The sequence below is a fragment of the Tatumella terrea genome (assembly GCF_039523755.1).
GTDB lineage: Bacteria > Pseudomonadota > Gammaproteobacteria > Enterobacterales > Enterobacteriaceae > Tatumella > Tatumella terrea.
In genome coordinates this window covers 17,286-31,940 of sequence record NZ_BAAAFX010000005.1, presented here as the reverse complement: position 1 = coordinate 31,940, position 14,655 = coordinate 17,286, and the positions used below count along the sequence as shown (strand labels likewise).

Annotated in this window: 16 protein-coding genes; 12 read left to right on the top strand and 4 right to left on the bottom strand. The window is 47.4% G+C overall.

What is annotated here, in order from left to right; translation table 11 throughout:
• The first annotated feature begins 157 nt into the window (after positions 1 to 157).
• The 8 genes from ABD035_RS02740 to ABD035_RS02705 all read left to right on the top strand — a co-directional run bounded on the left by ABD035_RS02740 (position 158) and on the right by ABD035_RS02705 (position 6,187).
• Positions 158 to 358: a phage filamentation protein Fil family protein gene (locus ABD035_RS02740; RefSeq protein WP_343867585.1), complete on the top strand. Its 201-nt coding sequence runs from the start codon at positions 158 to 160 to the stop codon at positions 356 to 358.
• Positions 322 to 663: a DUF5347 family protein gene (locus tag ABD035_RS02735; protein WP_343867512.1), complete on the top strand. Its 342-nt coding sequence runs from the start codon at positions 322 to 324 to the stop codon at positions 661 to 663. Before ABD035_RS02740 ends, ABD035_RS02735 begins: the two co-directional genes overlap by 37 nt.
• Before the next feature lie 67 nt (positions 664 to 730).
• Positions 731 to 964 (top strand): DUF2732 family protein, encoded by a 234-nt coding sequence (locus tag ABD035_RS02730; RefSeq protein WP_343867510.1) that lies wholly within the window; start codon positions 731 to 733, stop codon positions 962 to 964.
• On the top strand, positions 964 to 1,191 hold the full coding sequence (locus tag ABD035_RS02725) for a TraR/DksA family transcriptional regulator (RefSeq protein ID WP_343867508.1): 228 nt from the start codon (positions 964 to 966) through the stop codon (positions 1,189 to 1,191). Before ABD035_RS02730 ends, ABD035_RS02725 begins: the two co-directional genes overlap by 1 nt.
• Entirely contained in the window at positions 1,188 to 2,045 is an 858-nt protein-coding gene (locus tag ABD035_RS02720; protein ID WP_343867506.1) for a DNA adenine methylase, read from the top strand. Before ABD035_RS02725 ends, ABD035_RS02720 begins: the two co-directional genes overlap by 4 nt.
• Positions 2,042 to 4,438 carry a replication endonuclease gene (locus ABD035_RS02715; RefSeq protein ID WP_343867504.1) on the top strand — a complete coding sequence of 799 codons (2,397 nt, stop codon included), beginning with the start codon at positions 2,042 to 2,044 and terminating at the stop codon, positions 4,436 to 4,438. Before ABD035_RS02720 ends, ABD035_RS02715 begins: the two co-directional genes overlap by 4 nt.
• Positions 4,439 to 4,622: 184 nt before the next feature.
• Entirely contained in the window at positions 4,623 to 4,811 is a 189-nt protein-coding gene (locus tag ABD035_RS02710; RefSeq protein WP_343867502.1) for a hypothetical protein, read from the top strand.
• Between the two features lie 353 nt (positions 4,812 to 5,164).
• Entirely contained in the window at positions 5,165 to 6,187 is a 1,023-nt protein-coding gene (locus tag ABD035_RS02705; protein WP_343867500.1) for a DNA cytosine methyltransferase, read from the top strand.
• A 43-nt stretch (positions 6,188 to 6,230) separates the two neighbouring features.
• Here the strand turns inward: ABD035_RS02705 and ABD035_RS02700 are convergent, their stop codons facing one another.
• On the bottom strand, positions 6,231 to 6,914 hold the full coding sequence (locus ABD035_RS02700) for an MAE_28990/MAE_18760 family HEPN-like nuclease (RefSeq protein WP_343867498.1): 684 nt from the start codon (positions 6,912 to 6,914) through the stop codon (positions 6,231 to 6,233).
• 1 nt (position 6,915) lies between these two features.
• Positions 6,916 to 8,100: a DUF262 domain-containing protein gene (locus tag ABD035_RS02695; protein WP_343867495.1), complete on the bottom strand. Its 1,185-nt coding sequence runs from the start codon at positions 8,098 to 8,100 to the stop codon at positions 6,916 to 6,918.
• Between the two features lie 272 nt (positions 8,101 to 8,372).
• Between ABD035_RS02695 and ABD035_RS02690 the strand changes: the two genes are divergently transcribed.
• Positions 8,373 to 9,065, top strand: a complete 693-nt coding sequence (locus ABD035_RS02690; protein WP_343867493.1) for a DUF4145 domain-containing protein — start codon at positions 8,373 to 8,375, stop codon at positions 9,063 to 9,065.
• Between the two features lie 10 nt (positions 9,066 to 9,075).
• On the opposite strand, the gene ABD035_RS02685 is transcribed toward ABD035_RS02690, so the two are convergent.
• Both ABD035_RS02685 and ABD035_RS02680 read right to left on the bottom strand, forming a co-directional pair.
• Positions 9,076 to 10,107, bottom strand: coding sequence for a phage portal protein (locus tag ABD035_RS02685; protein ID WP_343867491.1), 1,032 nt, complete (start codon positions 10,105 to 10,107; stop codon positions 9,076 to 9,078).
• A complete protein-coding gene (locus tag ABD035_RS02680) occupies positions 10,107 to 11,873 on the bottom strand; it encodes a terminase ATPase subunit family protein (protein ID WP_343867489.1) in 1,767 nt (588 codons plus the stop codon). The genes ABD035_RS02685 and ABD035_RS02680 overlap by 1 nt, the downstream gene beginning before the upstream one ends.
• Before the next feature lie 142 nt (positions 11,874 to 12,015).
• On the opposite strand from ABD035_RS02680, the gene ABD035_RS02675 reads away from it, so the two are divergent.
• The 3 genes from ABD035_RS02675 to gpM are packed head-to-tail and all read left to right on the top strand — an operon-like array spanning position 12,016 to position 14,584.
• Entirely contained in the window at positions 12,016 to 12,852 is an 837-nt protein-coding gene (locus tag ABD035_RS02675; RefSeq protein ID WP_343867487.1) for a GPO family capsid scaffolding protein, read from the top strand.
• Between the two features lie 16 nt (positions 12,853 to 12,868).
• The gene (locus ABD035_RS02670) at positions 12,869 to 13,930 is read left to right on the top strand and encodes a phage major capsid protein, P2 family (RefSeq protein WP_343867485.1); all 1,062 of its coding nucleotides are present in this window, start codon (positions 12,869 to 12,871) and stop codon (positions 13,928 to 13,930) included.
• 3 nt (positions 13,931 to 13,933) lie between these two features.
• Positions 13,934 to 14,584 (top strand): phage terminase small subunit, encoded by a 651-nt coding sequence (gpM, locus tag ABD035_RS02665; RefSeq protein WP_343867483.1) that lies wholly within the window; start codon positions 13,934 to 13,936, stop codon positions 14,582 to 14,584.
• The last annotated feature ends 71 nt before the right edge of the window (positions 14,585 to 14,655 follow it).

The following is a 14,655-nucleotide window of genomic DNA, read 5'->3' as shown; positions in this document are numbered from 1 at the left end:
CAGTCACATTTTTACGTTACGCCAAAACAGGGCGAATCTGGTAAAACGCGCGTGCATCAACGCTCAGATGCTAAGCAATGAACAGAGCCCGGAAATGACAGTTTGGTTGATATCGGGTCGTATCTCCGCGATGGCTTCAGCTATGTCAGAATCCGTTATACAGGCACAGGAACCATCTATTGCCTCACTTTTGGTAAAGCAAAGCCCGTCCGTGCACTACGGTCACGGTTGGATCATGGGCAAAGATGGCAAGCGTTGGCATCCTTGCTCCTCTCAGGATTCGCTGTTGGCTGACCTTTCCACGACTTTGGAGGGGAAATCATGGCTATCGAAGGTACTGCGGCGGCTATTCCATTAAGCCTGGGGAAAAGACTGGATGCTTTTAATCATATTGCGGAATTGAGGGCTAAAGTATTTGGTCTGAATATTGAACCTGAGCTTGAACGGTTTATTAAGGATATGCGTGACCCGCACGATGTAAATAATAAACAGAACGAGAGGGCACTGGCGGCATTATTTTTTATGGCAAAAATTCCTGCAGAACGTCATGGCGTAAATATAAGTGAGCTGACTACTGACGAAAAGCGGGATCTGATTAAAGCAATGAATCAATTTCGTGCAGTGGTGAGCTTATTTCCAAAACGGCTAGCCATGCCTGATTAACCCACAAAAGAAATTAATGGCGTAAACCCGCCGGGCTTCTTATTGCCCAAATTCAGGAGAAACAACTATGCGAAATATTGAAACCCGAACCACTAAAACTGGACCAGATGATGCAGGTATCAACCTGCTGCTGGCGGAGGCAAGAAAAGAAGAACGTCGGGGCCGCGCTGATGTGATGGCAGGTCGTCTGGAAGTATTGGCTGCACGTATCGTATCGCGCCAGCTTAACCATAAGGAAGTTGCAGAGCTTCTGCGCGATGAAGCGGTGAAGATCCAAAATGAAGCTCTGGAGGCACACTGATGGGTGACTCAATGGACCTTGTACAGCAGCGGGTTGAAGAAGAGCGTCAGCGCCAGATACATACAGCACGCAATAAAAAGCAATGTATTTCCCGTGTCCTTTGCATTGATTGCGACGCTCCGATCCCGCCAGCACGCCGCCGCGCTATCCCGGGGGTGCAGTGCTGTGTCACTTGTCAGGAAATCGCAGAGTTGAAAGGTAAGCACTACAGCGGAGGTACGGTATGAACACTATCCTTAAATGGGCTGGTAACAAAACAGCCCTTATGCCGGAACTAACAAGCTATCTGCCTGCGGGCACGCGACTTGTTGAACCGTTCGCTGGGTCTTGTGCTGTGATGATGGGAACAGACTACCCGCAATATCTTGTAGCAGATATTAATCCTGATTTGATTAATCTTTATCTCATGATCCAGAAAAATCATGAGGCTGTCATTCAGATCGTGAGGGAGTTATTTAAAGATTTTAATTCGGATGTTCAGTATTACCGTGTCCGCCAACACTTCAATTGTTCCATCTTTAATGAAGTAGAAAAAGCAGCATACTTTCTCTATTTGAATCGCCATTGTTATCGCGGTTTGTGCCGTTATAACTTGAGTGGGATTTTCAATGTCCCTTACGGTAATTATAAAAATCCATATCTCCCCGAAACAGAAATACGCGCTTTTGCTGAAAAGGCACAACGCGCAACGTTTATCTGTGCCAGCTATGACGAAACACTTTCGCTGCTGCAGGTGGGGGATGTTGTTTACTGTGATCCGCCATATGACGGCACGTTTACCGCATATCACACAGCCGGCTTTACGGAGGACGATCAGTATCATCTGGCGTCTATTCTTGAACGCCGGTCGTCAGAAGGTTATCCGGTTATCGTGTCCAACAGCGACACGTCCCTGATCCATTCGCTTTATCGTAATTTTACCCGCCATCGCATCACTGCAAAGCGCAACATGGGTGTGGCTGCCGGTGATAGTAAATCTGCAGCAGAAATCATTGCCACAAAATCAGCATGCTGGTTTGGTGTCGATTTGGCATCCGGTCGGGATATCCCGGTGGAAACTGAGGTGCGGGCGCGGCAATGAGTAAATTCACATTTCATAACGTACCAACCATTGGCGGCTCGAATGAGGCCGCCATGGCTTATCTTTGGAATGCCCCTAAGAAAGCCATTAATCCCTATACGGACCCGGAGATTTCTGCTCCGGTAACCGCGCTTTCAAACCTGATCACTCTTTACGCTGCGGATAATAAGCTGGAACAGCAGCGCCGTAAGGCACTGAGTGATTTGGCCTGGGAGCGCTATTTCTTCAATGAATCCCGTGATCCCGTCCAGCGTGACATTGAACAGGACCGGCGGATTAGTTACGCCAAAATGGCTCACGAACAGCAACGCTTTAATCCTGACCTGGTTATCCTGGCTGATGTTAACGCTATGCCGTCACATATCAGCAAACCTCTGCTTAAACGAATTAACTACTTTCACAGCCTGGATCGCCCGAAAGCTTATTCCCGTTTCCTGCATGAAACCATCAGACCGTGTATTGAACGACTGGAGCACGTGCGTGACAGCCAGATGTCAGACTCCTTTCGGTTTATGGCGAGCTATAACGGGCTGGAGGGCCTACTGATACTGCCTGAAATGAGTCAGGAGCAGGTCAAGCGCCTTTCAACGTTGATCGCAGCACATATGAGTCTGTGTTTTGATACGGCCAGTGGAGACTTGTTTGTCAGCAAGAATGTTAAACCAGAGGACATTCGCCTGGCATGGGAGAGAGTCGCCGCCGAGGCCATGCGTCTCGATGTGGTCCCGCCTGCCTTTGAGCAATTGCGCCGCAAGAAACGGCGCCGCAAGCCGGTGCCTTACGAGCTTATACCTCCTTCTCTGGCTCGCCTGCTATGCGCGGATTGGTGGTATCGGAGATTATGGCAGATGCGATGTGAATGGCGCGAAGAACAGATGCGTGCTGTTTGCTTGGTCAGCAAAAAAGCATCTCCGTATGCCAGTTATGAAGCTGTGATCTACAAACGTGAGCAACGCAGAAAATCGCTGGAGTTCTTCCGCTCTCATGAGCTGATCAACGAAGACGGTGACACTCTGGATATGGAAGATGTGGTGAATGCCAGTAATAGTAATCCGGCTCACCGTCGTAATGAGATGATGGCTTGTGTAAAAGGGCTCGAGCTGATTGCGGAAATGCGTGGAGACTGCGCAGTGTTTTATACCATGACCTGCCCGTCACGCTTCCATGCAACCCTCAAAAATGGCAGACCTAATCCGAAATGGAGCACTGCAACTGTCCGCAAGAGTAGTGACTATCTGGTGGATACGTTCGCCGCTTTTCGCAAGGCAATGCACAAAGCAGGGTTGCGCTGGTATGGCGTCCGGGTTGCAGAGCCGCACCATGATGCCACCGTACACTGGCATCTTCTTTGCTTCATGCGTAAAAAGGAACGTCGTTCCATTACCGCATTGTTGCGCAAGTTTGCCATCCGTGACGATCGTGAAGAATTAGGTGCCAATACAGGCCCGCGCTTTAAGTCTGAGCTTATCAACCCCCGTAAAGGCACACCTACCAGTTACATAGCAAAATATATCAGCAAGAACATCGACGGGCGTGGGCTGGCTAAGGAAATCAGTAAAGAGACCGGCCGATCTCTGCGTGACAGCATCGAGAATGTTAGCGCCTGGGCGTCATTACATCGTGTTCAACAATTCCGCTTCTTTGGTATCCCGGGACGTCAGGCCTACCGTGAGCTGCGCTTGCTGGCTGGCCAGGCGAAGAGGGTAATGGGTAAATGCAAAGCCGGCACGCCAGTACTGAATAATCCGCGTCTGGATGCGGTACTGGCAGCCGCTGATGCAGGCTGTTTCGCTACCTACATTATGAAACAAGGGGGCGTATTGGTTCCCCGCAAACAGCATCTGGTCAGAACAGCATATGAGCTTAATGACGAGGAGAGTGCTTATGGCGATCACGGTATTCGTATATATGGTATCTGGTCCCCGATTGCAGAAGGCAGGATTTGCACGCATGCAATAAAGTGGAAAAAGGTTCGTAAGGCCGTTGACGTTGAGGAGGCGGTAGCCGACCAGGGCGCTTGCGCCCCTTGGACTCGTGGCAATAACTGTCCCCCCGTAGGAAAATTACATCATTCTTCACCGGACCTATCTGCCGGAGGAACGCCAGCACCTTTACCGGACTTCGAAAATATGAGCCGGAAAGAGCTGAAGGCACTAAACATCAGACTACGGCAAGTGAAACCTAAACAACGAAAGAGCTACAAACAGGAAATCAGTGTTCAGTTACGTCTGCAGCTTGAACGTGAGCTGAGGTCCAGGGGATTTGAAGGTAGTGAGAAAGAGATCGAACTGCTTCTGCGTGGCGGCAGTATTCCATCGGGGGCAGGGCTGCGGATCTTTTATCTCAATCAGCGCCTGCATGAAGATGATCGATGGCGACAGTGGTATCCATAGCTCCGTACTCATGTGCTCATTTATGCCAATACTACCGGGCACCTCTTACTTCAGGGCAGAAAGTATTTACATCGGTAAATACGCATTATACTGTATGTATAAACAGTTGAAGTAAGCAGGGTATTTGTGAATTACTTCGCAAAATTTAGGGGATATCTACGATCCCAGGGATAGGAGAGAAACAATGCAGGATTATCTTTTTGAATCGATAAAGCTCCAGCGCATTGATTTTTTTATCAAACTTGTCGCCGCCAGTGAGTGCAGTGAAGAAGAAAAGCGGCTGGCTATCCAATGGATGTCAGAGATGACTGACGAGCTGATGGCCAAGATCCGCCACCATGAGTACACCCGTTCGATGGATGCCAACAGCTGAGGAGAATTGGATTATGGGGTGAATTTTGGTCAATAAAGAGCGGAAGAGCAGCATGACTTGCCGGCTCTCATTGAATCATAATTTTAATAGAATTAGTATTCTCGGAGGTTAAAAACAGCAATCAGGATTCGTAAGAGCAGAACTGATTTTTTTGAAGTGTATGTTTTTCAAACTATATGAAAAAAAGAAATTTTTTGATGGACATAATGTAACTGCTATGAGGTGGCGGATTCTGATTTCATTATAATTATTTGCCTATGTGTTCATGTGTAATGGGAGGCACTTGTGTTTTAAAACTCGAGATTTTCCTGAAAGGACTGTATACTGTAGGTAGTATAGATGTGGAGTGTAAAATGACTGTTAGGGTGATAGACCTTTTTTGCGGAGCCGGCGGATTGACCCATGGCTTGCAACTTGCTGGCTTAGATGTCGTTGCTGGTATTGATCTTGAGGGAGAATGTCGGTTCCCTTATGAAAAAAACAATAAAGCAAAATTTATTGAGCGAGACATTGCCAAAGTGACAAAAGAGGCACTCCTTGAACTGTATGGCGATGCTTCCATTAAAGTTTTGGCTGGATGCGCACCTTGCCAGCCCTTTTCAAAGTATACGCAAGGTAAGGATAAAGCTAAGGATAAGAAATGGCCTCTTCTTTATGAGTTTGAGCGGTTAATCCGTGAAGTATCACCAGAAATTGTGACTATGGAAAATGTTCCTGATGTCACTAAACATAAAGTTTATGATGACTTTTATAATTCATTGATTAAACTAGGTTATAATGTCTGGGCTTCACGCGTTAATTGTGTGGAATATGGAATTCCTCAAAATCGTGCACGCCATGTTTTGCTGGCTTCAAAATTTAAGAATATTCAGTTAGTAAAACCCAAAGATATTCAGTTAAAAACGGTTAAGGATGTTATTGGGACTCTACCTCCCTTAGAAGACGGAAAGGCTGATAAGATGGATGTTTTACATCGATCAAGTAAGTTAAATCCAATTAATAAACAACGTATCATCCATTCTGTACCCGGGGGAACCTGGAAAGATTGGCCTGAAGAGCTCATAGCTGCCTGCCATCTAAAATCTAGTGGTAAAGGTTATGCGAGCGTTTATGGGCGTATGTCATGGGATAAACCTAGCCCAACTATTACGACTCTTTGTTACGGTTTTGGAAATGGACGATTCGGACATCCGGAGCAAAACAGAGCTATATCTTTGCGTGAAGCAGCCTTACTACAGACTTTTCCTTTGGATTACGAATTTGTAGAAAATCCATCTAAATTCGTTATGAGAAGTATTGGAAAAATGATCGGTAATGCCGTACCAGTAGAGCTTGGTCGTATTATAGGGCAATCCATAAAACAGAACTTAAGTTGATTTTTTAATTTTAGTCAGGCCTGCTATGCAGGCCTGACTAATTTTAATTAGCAAGATACCCATTGGAATTAATATAGTGCTCAATATTATTTGCGATAGAATCTAAGTATGCAATAACCTCCAGTGAAACATTCTCAAGATCTTGATAAGAAAAGTTTTTACCTATTTCGGCGAACGAAACATTTCCGTGAGCTAAATCATTACGATATCGTTTTACAGTTGCTAATTTTTCACCATGTTTAGAGTCAATGTAACTAGAATTTGTTGAAAATCCATAAATTTTTGATTTTTCTTTAATCTCTTCTCTGTCTATATTTCCTGAAAATAGTTTCTTTTTATTAAATGTACCATAAGAAATTCCGCAAGAGATTCCTTTTGACGTCAGGTTGTTGATTAGATATTCAATACTCACTGAATCATTTTTTAATCTTTTCAGAATCTCTGATTTTAGACTTTCCTTAAGTAGGTCAAAGTTCACGTTTCTTTCATAAATGGTGTCATGAATGAAGCAAATCGCTTCCCTCATTGTTGATTCAATCAAATTATACAAAAGTATATATACAGTTCCTTTTAAAGTTTTACGTGATTCTGCTGTAATGGTGAACTTATTTTCGGTATTGTCAGAGGATAACAGTTCGGCGCCTGCTTGCTCAATGAATTTTAAAAGATCTAGATAGGCCAAAATCTCTCCTGACCTAATATCAAAATCTTCACGAAAACTGTCCATTTTATCCCTCTAAAAGTCTATCTCGAACATATTCGATCCGCTCAATTACTTTAACGCGACTATTTGCTCCGTCAGAAGTTGTTAACTCTTTGAATTTATCCGAAATGATCCAGTCTAAATTTTGTGGAGCTAACATTGGTTCTAAACGAAGCGCTAGGGCCGTGCCTACGGCAAGGGATTCAAACCGAACGCGAGGGGTAGATTTAGCATTAGTTGTTTTTCTAAATCCTGCAGGAAAATATTTTAATACAAAATCAAGAACATTCTGGAATTCTGCTTTCATATATTCTTGCTTTTCATTGTCAATATTTCCATTCTCTGCCATATAATCATTTAAAAAATCACGAACTGAGTGATCAAAATTTTGATAGTTATCTAAATATGCAAAAAAACGTAATGTAAACTCTAAACGTTCATCACGTTTCTCTTTTGCTTCAGATAAGGGAGCTAGAATCTTAAACGTAGGAATAGCTGAGCACGGTTTAATTACTTTCGTGTAGAGTGTTGTCGAGCCTAATTCGGAACCTTTACGAACCTCCATATCTTTGAGGATATCACTACCTGAATTTATTCTCTCAAAAAGATCTCTACGAGTATCTTCATTACATTTTGAACTCAGTTCTATAACTCGAACAGGGATGCGCATAAAGCGGCGTTGTCTTGATAGAGGTAAATCTCTAAAATTAAATCCATTTAAAGAGTTTAAAGACTTCAGGTCTTGTAATGTCAAATCATTATGGATGAAAGCATGTATTGTTCTAATTCGCTGTGAACCATCAACAATTTCTATACGGCCATCAAGTTCGGGGTCTTCCGAAAGAACATCTGCAGTAAAAATATATGGGATTGGAAAACCCAATATCAGTGATTCAATTAAGCGAGATTGTCTTTTTTCACTCCAAACGAAATCCCTTTGATAATCAGGAACAAATAACTCATTAGTATCGTCATCAAGGCCACTATGATACTTGTTGACCAAAAGTTCTACGGTAAACTCTTTGGTTTCAAAATCTACATCTTTTTGCTCTGAACGAACCTGTTCTTCAGCAGTTTGCTTAAGAACTTCTAATTGAGCAAGTAGATCAGCCCTTTCTTTTGAGTCCACTACGGATTCAAGTTGTATTTTTAATGCAAGAATGTCCATTTTTTGTCCTCTATGAATAATTTCATTAGGTGGTTCTAGCATAACGGATTCGGACCCATGAATGCCATGATGCGCATGAAATTGCATGTTGTAGGAAGGTGATTTTTGTTGTGCCTTACCAGAAAAGGCAGTCTTTCACCAGCGTTAGGCAGGTGCATGAAAACCGCTACGCAAAGCGGGCAGGCGTGGCGGGGGAACGAGCGCGCATCACACGGTTGAATCTGAGATTTTTTGATATCAAAATGTTAAGTTATCAAACTATTATTTTTAATCGTCAGATATGAGTTTCACTAATAGGATGGGCTGAGATGGTGATGTTAGTGGACAACTGTCCAAGGTGTGGTTCGCAGAAAATTTCTTTTGATTTTAATGGATTAAATTGTACAAAAAAATCCACAAATCTTGCTGAGGTAAATACATCTGAGTATGAAGTTTACTGCGTTTGTCGGGAGTGTCGTCAAACGACAATATTTATGTGCTGGCCTTTGGATAAAAACAAATCTTTAGAAAACTACAATTGGAGAGGGGGACTTTTTGGACTAAGGGATGTTGCAGAAGTGGGTAGACCTATCTCACCAGCAGACATTGCTGTAGAAGAACCTCCAGAATTTTTACCTTTACATATAAATAATGCATATGAGGAAGGAGCGAAATGTCTAGCAATCGGCTGCTATAATGCAGCGGCTACTATGTTTAGGCTCTGTCTAGATTACGCGACTAAAGATATTATTCCTGAAGGTGATCAAGGGCCTACCCAGAAAATAAAAAGAAGCCTAGGGTTAAGGATGGGCTGGCTTTTTGATAATCACATTTTATCTGGATCTTTAAGGGAACTGGCTGAATGTGTAAAAGATGATGGAAATGATGGTGCTCATGAAGGGATTTTGGATAAAAGTGCCGCTGAGGATCTTGAAGATTTTACTTATCTTTTATTAGAGCGACTATATACTGAACCTCAACGCCTTATCGAGGCTCGGACGAGACGTGAGGAAAGACGAAAAAAATAAGTTTAACTTATTATTTTTCAAGAGAATAGGGCGTGAATTTAATAACTTTCTCGCCCTGCCACTCATTCAGCTCTTCCAGTCGTCTCTGCAGCGGCATCAGTTCATTCCTCACAAACACCTTGCTCGCCTTCTCCACATCCCCAAATCCACCAACATTGTTTGGCATAATGCCCATCATCTGAGGCGGTACGCGGTGTGCTGCCATCATGTCATCCCGGCTTACGTTCTTGATGTTCAGAAATTCATCCCGGGCCGCGACCTCGGATAACGGGATGATCTGAATTCCATCCTTTTTACCGTTGGGTGAGTACATAAACAGGTTGCGAAAGTTGCCAGGCCCTTTGGCACTTTTCATGGCCTGCCGGATGTTATTTACGTCTTCCTGGTTCTGTGCGGCGTCGGTCATATACATGATGAAGCCCGCATGGCTGCCATTGATATAATATTTCCGGCGGAACAGGGTGGCAGATTCGTTCAGTAAGGCTGAAGGAATTGCGGACAGGTATTCCGGCAGGCCATAAATTTCCTGGTTCAGGTCCGGCTCCATCAGGTGAAATATACTGCCCTGCGAAAATTCATAGGGCTCGGTAGTCATGCCATATTGCACAAACCAGTATGTGTCGAGATCGATCCCGCGCCGGGTATATTTGGCCAGTGATGGTTCCAGTGCGAGAATGCCGCCCAGCCGGTTAGTGCGTTTCTCCAGATAAGCATTCCCGAATACCAGATAATCCTGCACAAAGCGGCTGAATGCCTGCTGGCTCAGCAGCGGATGTGGGATAAAGGTACTGGTCAGAATATTACGTTTCACGTTAATAGGGGAACTGTGATGCACGGCGGCGCGATAGGTCCGTGCCAGCCCGTCAAAGCTTACCGGTGGTTCATACCAGCGATCCATCTGTACGCATTCTACATAGTCCAGCAGCTCCCGGCGATCCAGCACCGGGATCGGATCACCAAAGCTGAATGCTTCAGCCCGCGGCTCACCGGAACGCTGCATATTAAGGGCGGCTATTGCGCGTTTTTTCTTACTTTTACTCATCAAAACATCTCCACAATATTACTGGTATTGGCGGCTTCGCCCTGTAGCGGTTCATTAAACAGTGCGTGCATCGTGGCCCAGGCCAGGTCTGCATGGCTGGCTTCTTCGCTGCGGCTGGCTTCATAAGTAGGGCGGTTACCGCTGGCGGTGGTGGCGCGGCGGATAGCCATAAAAGACTGAGCAATGTCGGTGTGTCCGGCATCAAATTCCAGCCGGCGATGGCTGATAATGTCGTATGCCTTAAGCACCAGGGCATTTTTGACGTTGGGGTTATAGACAAACTCCCGCACAGCAGGAAAGAACGCTTTCACGTTCTCATAGACACCGTGACCGACGCCGGTCGAATCGATGCCGATGTAGGTCACATTATACTGCTGAGTCAGTTTTTTGATGGCATCAGCCTGGGCACGGAAGTCCATTCCACGCCACTGATGGCGTTCAAGAATACGGAATTTACCGCCCGGTACGGTTGGTGGTGCTACTACCACGCACCCGGCGCTGTCGCCATTCTGCGTACCTTTCGCCGGGTCGTATCCGATCCAGACTTCGTGCCACCCAAACGGCCGCAGCGCCAGCGCCTGGAAATCGGACCAGACTTCCCAGCTGTCTACCATGCATGCCTGTAACTCGCTGAGAGGAAACACTGATGCCAGGTCGTCAATAAACTCGCACAACAACAGGTTCCGGTATTCGTCCGGACTGTACTCCATGCGTAACTGGTCGAGATCGAACAGGTTACAGCCGCCACGTACTGCATCCTCTACGGTAACGATCTGGCGGTACTGTCCGTCGGGGCACAGCTGGCCGGGGGCCAGATTACTATGGGTCAGGTCAATATCGACCTTATCTGCTTTGGCGCGGCCCCGGTTGAACAGTCCGCCGGACCAGAACTGATAAGCACTGTGGGCCAGGCTGGAGGGTGTGGAAAAATAGGTTTGTCGCCATTTTTTGTGGATGGCCATACCGGAGGCAACTTTGCGCAGCTCCTGGAATTTCGGTATCCAGAAATATTCATCAAGATAGAGATTGCCGTGGTAGCTCTGAGCTGTGCGGGCATTGGTGCCAAGGAAGTAAAGACATGCCCCGTTACTGAGTGTCATCGGGTCGCCTTTCAGTTCCACATCTACCTCTTTTGCAAAGTCGATGATGTACTGCTTAAAGACGTGCGCCTGCGCCTTGCTGGCCGAGAGAAAAATCTGATTACGCCCGGTGGTGATGGCGTCAAGCAGCGCCTCACGGGCAAAGAAGTATGTTGCTCCGATCTGACGTGATTTAAGCAGGTTGCGAATGCGATGTTTTACGCCTGCCTGCCACCAGTGGCGCTGATATTCAAACATACCGTTATGGAAGATTTCTTCCAGTTTTTCAGTTTGTTCATCGCTGAAAACGTTCTTTTCAGGCTGTCGGCGCGGGCCTTTATTTCGGTTGGCCACGTTCGGATTTAAGTCAGCTTCATTCCCGCCATGGTTAAATTTACCAATCCGCGCGTGGCGTTCTGACTGGCGCGCCAGCAGGTCAATTTCTTTGAAGTCTTTCCCTTCCTTTTGCTCCTTCATGATGAGCTGGCAGTAACGTGCGGCAGTAGTGAGCTGCATCTGATCCAGCGGCCCATATTCCGCCCACTTGTCACGTTTTTTCCAACTATGAACGGTTGCAACTTTCTCGCCCAGCATTTCAGCAATGCGGGCTACACGGTATCCCCGGAAGTACAGCAGCAGGGCCTGCCGTCGGGGATCGAGGTCTGCGGGGGAAAGTGTGGTGTTCATGGCCCAAACATACGGCCTTGCCAGACGGCTTTCCCCGGCTGCGATTTGTATGGTTTATCGTACAAGTGCCGCACATTGTCTCACTCCCCCCGTCACCGCAAACATAAGGCTCCAGTAAGTTTTTCCAAACGGAGCATGGCTCATGACAGTGAAAGCAAAGCGTTTCCGTATCGGGGTGGAGGGTGCCACCACTGACGGGCGTGAAATCCAGCGTGAATGGCTGGTACAGATGGCAGCCAGTTATAATCCGACGGTTTATACCGCACTGATTAACCTTGAGCACATCAAGTCTTATCTGCCGGACAGTACGTTTAACCGCTATGGCAGGGTGACAGGCCTGGTTGCAGAGGAAATCAATGACGGGCCGCTGGCGGGAAAGATGGCGCTTTATGCCGATATTGAACCGACCGGCCCCCTGGTGGAACTGGTGAAAAAAGGTCAGAAGCTTTTCACCTCTATGGAGGTCAGTACGAAGTTTGCCGACACCGGCAGCGCCTATCTTGTGGGGCTCGGTGCGACAGATGATCCGGCGAGCCTCGGTACCGAAATGCTCGCATTCAGCGCCAGTGCCGTACTGAACCCACTGGCGAACCGTAAGCAGAACCCTGAAAACCTGTTTTCGGAAGCGGTTGAAACACTGATCGAACTGGAAGAATCCGGTGACGAAAAGCCGTCTCTCTTTGCCCGCGTCACAGCGCTGTTCAATAAAAAAGAGCAGAGCGATGAGACGCGTTTCTCCGATGTGCATAAAGCCGTAGAGCTGATCGCTACCGAACAGCAGAACCTCAACGAACGTACGGATAACTCCCTTTCCCTGCAGGAAAAGCGACTTACTGCGCTGGAATTATCCCTGCAGGAGCACAAATCGGCCTTCGCCGGTCTTGAACAGAAGCTGAGCACCGAAGACCGCCGCAAAGACTACCGGCAGCGTGCGCCAGGCAGGAACGTCCCGGCAGGCAGCACACTGACAAATTGCTGATGGAGCATTAAACCCGATGAAAAAGAATACCCGCTTTGCTTTCAACGCTTATCTGCAGCAGCTGGCGCGCCTGAATGGTGTGGAAATAGAAGAACTCTCCAGCCAATTCACCGTAGAACCTTCGGTGCAGCAGGCGCTGGAAGACCAGATCCAGCTGTCCGCCGCTTTTCTGACACTGGTTAACATCACGCCGGTGACTGAGCAATCAGGTCAGTTACTCGGACTGGGGGTTGGCAGCACCATTGCCGGAACCACCGATACAACTTCCAAAGAGCGCGAACCTACTGATCCGACGCTGATGGAGGATATGGAATATAAATGCGAGCAGACCAACTTTGATACGGTACTGACTTACGCAAAACTGGATCTGTGGGCGAAGTATCGGGACTTCCAGGTACGGATCCGTAATGCCATCGTCAGACGTCAGGCACTTGACCGCATCATGATTGGATTTAACGGTGTGCAACGCGCCAAAACATCCAATCGTGCTGAAAACCCGTTGTTGCAGGACGTCAATAAAGGCTGGCTGCAAAAAGTCCGCGAAGATGCGCCGGATCATGTCATGGGGAGTACCACAAAAGAGGGAGCAACAGCTGCAGGATCCGTGAAGGTCGGGAACGGTGGCGATTATGCCAATCTGGATGCTGTGGTCATGGATGCCGTCAACGAGTTGATCGATGCTGTTTACCAGGATGATGACGATCTGGTTGTCATCTGCGGGCGTGAGTTACTGTCAGACAAGTATTTCCCATTGATCAATAAGGATCAGGATAACAGTGAAAAAATCGCTGCCGATCTGATCATCAGCCAGAAACGTATGGGCGGACTTCAGGCAGTTCGCGCACCATATTTCCCCGCCAATGCTCTGCTGATTACCCGTCTGGACAACCTGTCTATCTACTGGCAGGAGGATACCCGTCGCCGTTCTGTTATCGACAATCCTAAACGTGACCGGATTGAAAATTTTGAATCCGTTAATGAAGCGTATGTGGTCGAGGACTATCGCTGTGCGGCGCTGGTGGAAAACATCGAAACCGGTGATTTCAGTGCGCCAGCTGTGCCGAAAGGTGAGGAATAACGCATGAGCCAGAGTCCCGCACGGCAGCACCGGTTACGCATTCAGGCCGAACAGGCTGCCTGTGTGGGCGGGAATGTCCGCCACGCAACGGGCTATGACCTGATGCTGCTGCAACTGGCAGAAGACCGCCGACGTCTTAAGGGGATCCAGTCCACGGTGAAAAAGGCGGAGACCAAAGCAGAACTGTTACCGAAATATTGCGCCTGGGCGGAGGGCGTACTGGCTGCCGGAGGTACACAGCAGGATGACGTACTGATGTACGTGATGCTCTGGCGTATTGATGCCGGTGATTATGCCGGTGCGCTGGAAATCGCTCGTAATGCGCTGTGTCATGGCTGGGTTATGCCACTGGGAAATCGTAACGTGCAGACCGTTCTGGCAGAAGAAATGGCAGATGCGGCACAAAGTGCTTTGCTTGCCGCTACCGGTTTTGATGCTGATCTGCTTCTGCAGACGCTGGACCTGACAACCGATCTGGATATGCCGGATCAGTCGAGGGCACGTCTGCACAAAGCTATCGGTGCAGTACTGAGCGAGAGCAATCCTGCTTCTGCCCTGAATCATCTTACCCATGCGCTGCAGCTCGATCCCCGCTGTGGCGTCAAAAAAGAAAAGCAGCAGCTGGAGCGCCGAGTGCGCAATGACAGCCGTTAAAGAACGTGCCCCGCGCACGGGCGGCACGGGATTGCGAGAGGCATTGCCACATCAAAATCCCGTTCACCGCC

Coding starts and splice junctions, on each gene's coding strand:
- ABD035_RS02735 (WP_343867512.1), top strand. CDS start 322: ATGGCTATCGAAGGTACTGCGGCGGCTATTCCATTAAGCCTGGGGAAA.
- ABD035_RS02730 (WP_343867510.1), top strand. CDS start 731: ATGCGAAATATTGAAACCCGAACCACTAAAACTGGACCAGATGATGCA.
- ABD035_RS02725 (WP_343867508.1), top strand. CDS start 964: ATGGGTGACTCAATGGACCTTGTACAGCAGCGGGTTGAAGAAGAGCGT.
- ABD035_RS02720 (WP_343867506.1), top strand. CDS start 1,188: ATGAACACTATCCTTAAATGGGCTGGTAACAAAACAGCCCTTATGCCG.
- ABD035_RS02715 (WP_343867504.1), top strand. CDS start 2,042: ATGAGTAAATTCACATTTCATAACGTACCAACCATTGGCGGCTCGAAT.
- ABD035_RS02710 (WP_343867502.1), top strand. CDS start 4,623: ATGCAGGATTATCTTTTTGAATCGATAAAGCTCCAGCGCATTGATTTT.
- ABD035_RS02705 (WP_343867500.1), top strand. CDS start 5,165: ATGACTGTTAGGGTGATAGACCTTTTTTGCGGAGCCGGCGGATTGACC.
- ABD035_RS02700 (WP_343867498.1), bottom strand. CDS start 6,914: ATGGACAGTTTTCGTGAAGATTTTGATATTAGGTCAGGAGAGATTTTG.
- ABD035_RS02695 (WP_343867495.1), bottom strand. CDS start 8,100: ATGCTAGAACCACCTAATGAAATTATTCATAGAGGACAAAAAATGGAC.
- ABD035_RS02690 (WP_343867493.1), top strand. CDS start 8,373: ATGTTAGTGGACAACTGTCCAAGGTGTGGTTCGCAGAAAATTTCTTTT.
- ABD035_RS02685 (WP_343867491.1), bottom strand. CDS start 10,107: ATGAGTAAAAGTAAGAAAAAACGCGCAATAGCCGCCCTTAATATGCAG.
- ABD035_RS02680 (WP_343867489.1), bottom strand. CDS start 11,873: ATGAACACCACACTTTCCCCCGCAGACCTCGATCCCCGACGGCAGGCC.
- ABD035_RS02675 (WP_343867487.1), top strand. CDS start 12,016: ATGACAGTGAAAGCAAAGCGTTTCCGTATCGGGGTGGAGGGTGCCACC.
- ABD035_RS02670 (WP_343867485.1), top strand. CDS start 12,869: ATGAAAAAGAATACCCGCTTTGCTTTCAACGCTTATCTGCAGCAGCTG.
- gpM (WP_343867483.1), top strand. CDS start 13,934: ATGAGCCAGAGTCCCGCACGGCAGCACCGGTTACGCATTCAGGCCGAA.